Here is an 8,273-nt window from a genome sequence, read left to right on the forward strand (position 1 = left end):
ATGCGGCGCTCACTGCCCTCGCCCCACCCACCGGCCGTCATCCCGACGAAAGTCGGGACCCCTGCTCGGAGGTTGGGTCGGCACGAATCCAACCGGTCCATCACGGCAAGGTCGGCCAGATCGCAAGGGCGGACAAGCCAGAGCACTGGGTCCCGGCTTTCGCCGGGATGACGGCCGGTGTTGGCGGTGGCGATAGCGCACCCCGGCGCAACATACGACTTTAGTATTACGCTTTCCTCATACTTTCGTCTAATCCGACACGATCCTGCCTTGACGCTGGATACCCCCCCGTCGAAGGTGCAGCCTGAAAGCGGGGCTTCCCCGCGATAGGGACGAGGAACCTTCATGGCACCAGTAACCATCAACAAGGCCGGCAAGCACTATGGCGGCTTCGAAGCGCTGAAGGGCGTGTCGGTCGACATTTCCGACGGCGAGTTCGTCGTGCTCGTCGGCCCCTCGGGCTGCGGCAAGTCCACCCTGCTGCGCATGATCGCCGGCCTCGAGGAAATCACCTCGGGCGAGATCGGCATCGGCAACCGCGTAGTCAACGACCTGCCGCCCAAGGAACGCGACATCGCCATGGTGTTCCAGAACTATGCGCTCTACCCGCATATGACGGTGGCGCAGAACATGGGCTTCTCGCTGAAACTCAAGGGCGTGCCGAAGACCGAGATCAAGGCCAAGGTCGATCGCGCCGCGCAGATCCTCGGCCTCGAAAAGCTGCTCGACCGTCAGCCGCGCCAACTCTCCGGCGGTCAGCGCCAGCGTGTCGCCATGGGCCGCGCCATCGTGCGTGATCCGCAGGTCTTCCTGTTCGACGAGCCGCTGTCCAACCTCGACGCCAAGCTGCGCGTGCAGATGCGTTCCGAAATCAAGGAACTGCATCAGCGCCTGAAGACCACCACCATCTACGTGACCCACGACCAGGTCGAAGCCATGACCATGGCCGACAAGATCGTGGTGATGCGCGATGGCATCATCGAGCAGATGGGCACCCCGCTGGATCTTTATGATCGTCCGCTCAACACCTTCGTCGCCGGCTTTATCGGCTCGCCCTCGATGAACTTCATCAACGGCGCGGCTGCCGATGGCGGCTTCAGGACCACCGACGGCATCCTGCTGCCGGCCGTCAACGTCCCGGCCAGCGCCGCCGTCTACGGGATCCGCCCCGAGCACCTGCATATCGATCCGAACGGTATCGAGATCGAAGTCGTGGTGCTGGAGCCGACCGGTTCCGAGACCCAGGTCATCGGCCGCCTCGGCACCCAGTCGATCAACGGCATCTTCCGCGAGCGCATCACCGCGCAGCCGGGTTCGAAGATCAAGGTGGCGCCGGATCTGAGCGTCGTCCACCTGTTCGACAAGGACGGCAAGCGCGTCAACTAAGCGCTGCAGCTGAAATGCATGAGGCCGCCATGGGAAACCACGGCGGCCTTGGCGCATCGCGAGTAGCGAATAGCCAGTAGGGCGTCGAACCCCTTCCCTAATTCGCTATTCGCTATTCGCTATTCGCTCTCTCTAATGCCCCCGCGGCCCGATCAACCGCGAGCGCAGCGCGTTCGACAGGTTATCGAACACGAACACCACCACGAGGATTAGCAGCACCATATAGGCCACCTTGTCCCAGTCGGAATTGGTGCCCATCGCTTCGAGCAGTTTCAGCCCGATGCCGCCTGCACCCACCGCGCCGATCACCGTGGCCGAGCGGGTATTGCTTTCCCAGAAATACAACGACTGCGAAATGAACACCGGCAGCACCTGCGGTACCACGCCAAAGCGGTTGACCACCGTCGGTGATGCCCCCACCGACTTGACGCCCTCGCGCTGCCGGTCGTCGACGTTTTCCAGCGCCTCGGCATAGACCTTGCCGAGCGCACCGGCATCGGTGAAGAAGATCGCCGCGATCCCGGGGATCGGCCCAGGGCCGAAGCCGCGGGTGAAGAACAGCGCCCAGATCAGCATGTCGATCGAGCGCAGGAAGTCAAAAGTCCGCTTCATCACCCAGTTCACCGGCCGCGACCGCGTAATGTTGCGCGCTGCGATAAAGGCCAGCGGGAAAGCGAACAGCGTCGCGAGCAGCGTGCCGACAAACGCCATCACCAGCGTCTGCAGGAGCTTCGACAGAATGTCGCCATGCTGCCAGACGCCGTTGTTGAGGAAATCCTTCACTGCCGTATCGAAGTTCGAGCGCGCCGGATCGATCCGCTCGGCGCTGAACATCAGCTGGATCACCTCGAGCGGGTTGCGCCCCCAATAGGCCGAGTGCGTATCGAACCAGAAATTGGCCCAGCCGAGGAACCGGCGCTGCACATAGACCTGGTTGGTGCGGACCTCCGCCTGCCCGGCAAAGCCGTAGTCGACGATCACCTTGCTGCCGTCCTGCTGTACAGCCCGTGGCGCATCGGCAGGGGCGGTCACGGTGTCGGCGCCGATGGCGATCTCATGCGGCGTGCCGCCGACATAGGCGACCACCAGGTTCGGCGTCACTTCCAGCCGATCGCCCGTGCCGCCGAAGGTCACGGTCATCGAGCCATCCTCGTGCGGCGTCAGCCAATCGATCCGGGCATCCCTCGGATACTGCCCGCGGCTCGACCAGGTGGCGGTGACCTTACCGTCGGCAAATTTCAGCCGCGGCTGCGCCCGCCACGAATACCAATCCTGCAGGTAGAGCGCCGCACGGTCCCATTTGCCGTTCTCGAAGGCCGGGCCGACATTGAAGAAGGCATAGCAGAAGCCGAGATAGGGCACCGTGACCACGAGCCCGATCAGCAGCGCCCAGCGCTGCCACCACGGCTTGTGCAGCACTGCGGCATGCTCGGCTTTGAGGCGGGCGCGGTCCGCCGCGTCGATGGTGAGTCCGTTGGTCATCACGCCGCTCCCCGTCCGAATTCGAAGGCCTGGTTGCCGACCAGCCGGCGCCGCAGCCAGCCCGAGAACTGGTCGACGGCGATGATGGTGACGAGCAGCAGGATGATGATGGCGTAGGTCTTGGCGGCATGATTGTTGCCGATCGACAGACGGAACGCCTCGCCGATGCCGCCGCCGCCCACCGCGCCGATAATGGTCGAGGCGCGCACGTTGATCTCGGTGCGCAGCAATGTGTAGGAGACGAAGTTCGGCAGCACCTGCGGCAGCATGCCGAAACGCACCCGCTCGAGCCAGGTGGCGCCCACCGCCCTGAGGCCCTCGTCGGGCTTCATGTCGGCATTCTCAACCACTTCGAAGAACAGCTTGCCGAGCGCTCCGATGGTATGGAGCGACACCGCGAAGATCGCCGCGATCGGCCCGATCGAGAGGATCGCGGTAAGCAGCCCGGCGATGACGATCTCCGGGAAGGCGCGGAGAATTTCCATGATGCGCCGCACCACGAAGCGCACGGCGCCGGCGCCGACCAGGTTGGTCGCGGCGAAGAAGCAGAGGCAGAACGCCAGGCCACCGCCGATGATGGTCGAAACGATCGCGATGTTCACCGTGACCATCAGCTCGTAGATGAAATGCGGCACGTACAGCGTGTCGGTGAAGTACATCCGCTGCGAAGTGAAATCGTACTTCATCGAGCCGTCGGCATAGGGCGACGGCTGGTCGAACATCGCCCGGAAAATCTCCAGCGGATCGTTCGGCACAAAGCTGCGCAGGAAATCGAACAGGTAGGGCAGCCGGTCAAAAAACTTGCCCGAGTTCGCCGCGTTGGCGAAGTTGAGCGACAGGGCCAGTACGATGGCGAACACCACCAGCGCGATGATGGAATAGACGCGCCGGGTGCGGATCTGCTGGCGATAGTGACCGTAGACGGTCCGGGTCGCGTCGCTGATGCCGCCGGCTGGATCGTGCGCGATATGCGCCATGCGGTGCTCCTGATGTCGAAACGGCGGCACCTCTGGGGGCACCGCCGTTTCCATTCATTGGGTGTTGGATCAGTCGCCGATCACGGACTTACGGGCGGCTACGATGGTGTCGTAGAAAGCCGGCTCGACTTCGACATAGGCGGTGTTTTCGCCACCGGTGAAGCCCTGGAAGCAGGCGAGGTCCTTGGTCGGCAGCTCGAGGAAGAAGGCCTGGATCTTGGCCTTGAGATCTTCCGGCAGCTTGTTGGAGACCATCAGCGGGCCGTTCGGGATCTGCGGCGAGCGCCACAGCTCGACGATATCGTCGGTGTCGAGAATGCCCTTCTCGACCATGGTGTGGAGGTTACCCGTGGTGTAGCCCTCGGCCCATTCGCCGACGCCCGAACCAAAGGTGGTGCCCGCATCCCAGGTGCCGTCGAGCACGCCGAGAACCAGGTTTTCATGGCCGCCGCCGAAGCCGGTCTCACCGAAGAACTCGGCCACCGGAGCGCCGATATCGGCCGGCAGCGAGACGTTCGGCACGAGGTAGCCCGAGGTCGAATCCGGGTCGGCGAAGCCGAGCTTCTTGCCCTTGAGGTCGGCGAGCTTGGTGTAGCCCTTGTCCTTGCGGGCAACCAGCAGCGAGTAGTAGCCGGTCGAGCCGTCGGCGCCGGCCGTGGTCAGGATCGGATCGACCGCGGCCGGGTCCTGCAGCGCGATAGCGGCATAGGACGAAGCGCCCATCGAGGCGATGTCGATGGTGCCGCCGAGCAGGCCCTGGATCACACCGTTATAGTCGGGCGACGGGAAGATCTGCACTTCCGGCACGCCGGTCGCGACCTTCAGGCCTTCGGCGACGCATTCGGTCTTGCGGATCTGGTCGGCTTCGTTCTCGGAACCGTCGAGACCGATGCGGAGGACCGAGACATCCTGCGCGAACGCAGTGCTGGTCATGGTGAGGGCGAGAGTCGCCATCAGGACGTTACGGATCGCGGACATGGAAGTCTCCTTTGGTGACGCGATTGGCTTTCCGCCACCTGTCGCGCCGCGCAAGCAGGCGGCTGACCGGCAGGAGCGGAAACTCTGAAATCTCAGTTCGGCAGGCCGGCCGAAGCGAGCGGGGCCTCGAGGGCGCCCGCCGGCAGCTCGGCGTGCTTCTTCTTTTTTCTCTTTGGGACGATGGCCTCGAGGCTGGTCGAGGTCATTTCCTCCGAGAACGCTTCTTGGAGGCCGTCGGCGCCATAGAGCTCACGCGCCACCTCGGTGGTCAGCTGCTCGGGCGTGCCATCGAACACCACCCGGCCGGCCGACATGCCGATGATCCGCTCGCAATAGGCGCGCGCGGTATCGAGGGTGTGGAGGTTGGTGACGACAGTGATCCCCTGCTCCTCATTGATCGCCTGCAGCGAGTCCATGACGATCTTGGCATTGCGCGGATCGAGCGAGGCGATCGGCTCGTCGGCGAGGATCACCTTGGGCTCCTGCATCAGCGCCCGGGCAATCGCGACGCGCTGCTGCTGGCCGCCCGACAGCGTCTGCGCCCACTGGCTGGCGGTCTGGGCGATATCGAGCCGCTCCAGCGCCTTGAGCGCCAGCAGTTGCTCTTCCTCCGAAAAGATCTGCAGGAGGCTCATGATGGTGTTGCGGCGGTTGAGCCGGCCGAGCATCACGTTGGTGATGACGTCGAGGCGCGGCACCAGGTTGAACTGCTGGAAGATCATGGCGCAGTCGCGCTGCCAGTCACGCAACGACTGTCCGCGCAGCGACGAGACTTCGAGGCCGCCGAACTCGACGCTGCCTTCGCTGACATCGATCAGCCGGTTGATCATCCGCAATAGGGTCGACTTGCCGGCCCCGGAACGGCCGATGACACCGACCATTTGACCGGTGGGGATTTCGAGGTTGACGTTGTCGACCGCCACCTTGGCGCCGAAGCGACGTGTAACCCGGGAAATCTTCAGCATGCGTACAAACCCCGTCCAATCGACGGGGCCAACTCGTAAGGCGGCTACACGAAGCGTGCGTGAAGGTTAGGTGACGTCTTGATGACAGTGGAAAAGCGCCTGCCGGCGTGTGCCAAAGCATTGGGGGCGCAGCCTTTCAGCCGCGCCCCCTAAGCCATTGTGACAGTTGAAAGACGGCTACTCGTACTTTTCGAGGAAGGCTTCAATCTCGAGCGCACGGAAATCCGGCAGTGCCTGATGCAGCTTGTCGTGGCTCCAGTCCCACCAGCCCAGCGCCAGAAGGCGATCGGCGATCGGGCGCGGGAAGCGCTGGCGGATCGGTTTGGCGGGCACGCCCACCGCAATGGCGAAGTCGGCGACGTCCTTGGTCACCACCGCATTGGAGCCGATAATGGCCCCATGCCCGACTTTGACGCCCGGCATGATCACCGCGCCGTGGCCGATCCAGGTGTCGTGGCCGATCTCGATGCCGTTGTCGGCTCGCCACTCGAAGAACGCCGCGTCATCGGCCTCGCCCTCGAAATACCAGCTCGAGCGGTAGGTGAAGTGATGCAGCGAGGCGCGCTGCATCGGATGCTTGCTGGCATAGATGCGCACATTGGCCGCGATGTTGGCGAACTTGCCGATCTCGGCATAGGCGATCTGCGTGCCCTCGACGCAGTAGGAGTAATCCCCCAGCGTCGAACGGTTGACGTGGCAGTGCGCGCCGACCTCGGTGTATCTGCCGAGGACGGACTCCTTGACCCGGGCGGTCGGGTCGATGACGGGCGCTTCGGAGAGTTTCATGCGGCTTTCCTTGCGGCGAACAGGGTGACGTCGACGATGCGGTCGGCAACCTGGGCGCGGACCTCTTCGTCATGGAAAATGCCGAGCAGCGCCACGCCGGCTCGCTTCTTTTCAGCGATCATCTCCACCACCACGGCGCGGTTGGTGGCATCGAGTGACGCTGTCGGCTCGTCCAGCAGCAGCACCGGGTGCGGGGTGATGAAGCCACGGGCGATGTTCACCCGCTGCTGCTCGCCACCCGAGAAGGTCGCCGGCGGCAGCGACCACAGCCGCTCCGGCAGGTTGAGCCGCGCCAGCAGTTCACGCGCCCTCGCCTGGGCCTCATCCCGGGAGACACCGCGGCTGACCAGCGGCTCCGCCACCACATCGACCGTAGTGACCCGCGGCACGGTGCGGAGGAACTGGCTGACATAGCCGATGGTGTCGCGGCGGAGATCAAGCACGGTGCGTGGGCTGGCCGTCGCGAGGTCGACAGGCTGGCCGTGATGGAGCAGCGCGATCGACCCGGCATCGACGCCATAGTTGCCATAGACCATCTTGAGCAGGCTCGATTTACCCGCCCCCGAGGGCCCGCCGAGCACCACGCACTCGCCGGCATTCACGTCAAACCCGACACCGGAGACCACTGGCAGCACTATGCCGTCGCGCAGGTGCATGGTGAAGGATTTTGCGACGTCTGAGACTGAAAGCAGAGGGGTCATTCGACTGCCCTTTCCTTGACTGATAGAGACGGCCCCCTCCCGGCCTCCCCCATAAAGGGGGAGGTGAAGAGTCGAGGCTGTGGCTCGATGGTGCCAAACACTGGGTGCGGCACCTCCCCCTTTATGGGGGAGGATGGGAGGGGGCCGTCTGCCAGTAGCGTGCGCACCGTCACACCTGCAAAATCGAACTGACGAGCAGCTGCGTATACGGCTCGCGCGGATCGTCGAGCACCCGGTCGGTGAGGCCCTGCTCGATCACGTGGCCGTCCTTCATCACCATCATGCGGTGCGACAGCAGCCGCGCCACCGCCAGGTCATGGGTGACGATGATGGCCGAGAGCCCCAGATCGGCGACGAGGCCGCGGATCAGATCGAGCAGGCGCGCCTGCACCGAGACGTCGAGCCCGCCGGTCGGCTCGTCCATGAAGACGAGACGCGGATGGGTGACGAGGTTGCGGGCGATCTGCAGCCGCTGCCGCATGCCGCCGGAAAAGGCGCGCGGTTCGTCATCGACCCGGTCTTCGGCAATCTCGACGCGGCCGAGCCACTCGATGGCCGTTGAGCGGATCCGGCCATAGTGCCGGTCGCCCACCGCCATCATCCGCTCGCCGACATTGGCGCCGGCCGACACGGTCATGCGCAGCCCATCCGCCGGGTTCTGGTGCACAAAGCCCCAGTCGGTGCGCATCAGGAAGCGCCGCTCGGCTTCGCTGAGGTCATAGAGATTGCGCCACACCTCGTCGCGCATCCGGTACTCGGCCAGGCCGGAGGTCGGCTCCAGTCGGGTAGAAAGGCAGTTGAGCAGCGTTGTCTTGCCCGAACCGGATTCGCCGACAATGGCCAGCACTTCGCCCGGCCACAGCTCGAACGACACATCGGCACAGCCCATCCGGCTGCCATAGAATTTGCTGAGGTCGCGAACGCGGAGGAGAGGTTCGGTCATTGCAGAAACTCCAATGTTCGAGGCTGTCAGCTCCCCTCCCCCTTGAGGGGAGGGG

8 protein-coding genes are annotated in these 8,273 nt (G+C 64.3%); 1 reads left to right on the top strand and 7 read right to left on the bottom strand.

Features of this window, described 5'->3' with window-relative positions; translation table 11 throughout:
* Positions 1-345: 345 nt before the first annotated feature.
* Positions 346-1,386: an ABC transporter ATP-binding protein gene (locus tag VW23_RS15010; RefSeq protein WP_069910363.1), complete on the top strand. Its 1,041-nt coding sequence runs from the start codon at positions 346-348 to the stop codon at positions 1,384-1,386.
* Between the two features lie 132 nt (positions 1,387-1,518).
* Here VW23_RS15010 and phnE (VW23_RS15015) read toward each other — a convergent pair whose 3' ends face one another.
* The 7 genes from phnE (VW23_RS15015) to phnK all read right to left on the bottom strand — a co-directional run bounded on the left by phnE (VW23_RS15015) (position 1,519) and on the right by phnK (position 8,218).
* A complete protein-coding gene (gene phnE / locus VW23_RS15015) occupies positions 1,519-2,868 on the bottom strand; it encodes a phosphonate ABC transporter, permease protein PhnE (protein ID WP_069910364.1) in 1,350 nt (449 codons plus the stop codon).
* Positions 2,868-3,845 carry a phosphonate ABC transporter, permease protein PhnE gene (phnE, locus tag VW23_RS15020; protein ID WP_069910365.1) on the bottom strand — a complete coding sequence of 326 codons (978 nt, stop codon included), beginning with the start codon at positions 3,843-3,845 and terminating at the stop codon, positions 2,868-2,870. Before phnE (VW23_RS15020) ends, phnE (VW23_RS15015) begins: the two co-directional genes overlap by 1 nt.
* A gap of 69 nt (positions 3,846-3,914) precedes the next feature.
* Positions 3,915-4,823, bottom strand: coding sequence for a phosphonate ABC transporter substrate-binding protein (gene phnD, locus VW23_RS15025; protein ID WP_069910366.1), 909 nt, complete (start codon positions 4,821-4,823; stop codon positions 3,915-3,917).
* Positions 4,824-4,915: 92 nt separating this feature from the next.
* Positions 4,916-5,788: a phosphonate ABC transporter ATP-binding protein gene (gene phnC / locus VW23_RS15030; RefSeq protein ID WP_069910367.1), complete on the bottom strand. Its 873-nt coding sequence runs from the start codon at positions 5,786-5,788 to the stop codon at positions 4,916-4,918.
* 177 nt (positions 5,789-5,965) lie between these two features.
* The gene (locus tag VW23_RS15035; protein WP_069910368.1) at positions 5,966-6,574 is read right to left on the bottom strand and encodes an LbetaH domain-containing protein; all 609 of its coding nucleotides are present in this window, start codon (positions 6,572-6,574) and stop codon (positions 5,966-5,968) included.
* On the bottom strand, positions 6,571-7,275 hold the full coding sequence (phnL, locus tag VW23_RS15040; RefSeq protein ID WP_069910369.1) for a phosphonate C-P lyase system protein PhnL: 705 nt from the start codon (positions 7,273-7,275) through the stop codon (positions 6,571-6,573). Before phnL ends, VW23_RS15035 begins: the two co-directional genes overlap by 4 nt.
* Positions 7,276-7,444: 169 nt before the next feature.
* Entirely contained in the window at positions 7,445-8,218 is a 774-nt protein-coding gene (gene phnK, locus VW23_RS15045; RefSeq protein ID WP_069910370.1) for a phosphonate C-P lyase system protein PhnK, read from the bottom strand.
* Positions 8,219-8,273 lie beyond the last annotated feature (55 nt).

Source organism: Devosia insulae DS-56 (assembly GCF_000970465.2).
In the GTDB taxonomy this organism is placed as follows: Bacteria; Pseudomonadota; Alphaproteobacteria; order Rhizobiales; family Devosiaceae; genus Devosia_A; species Devosia_A insulae.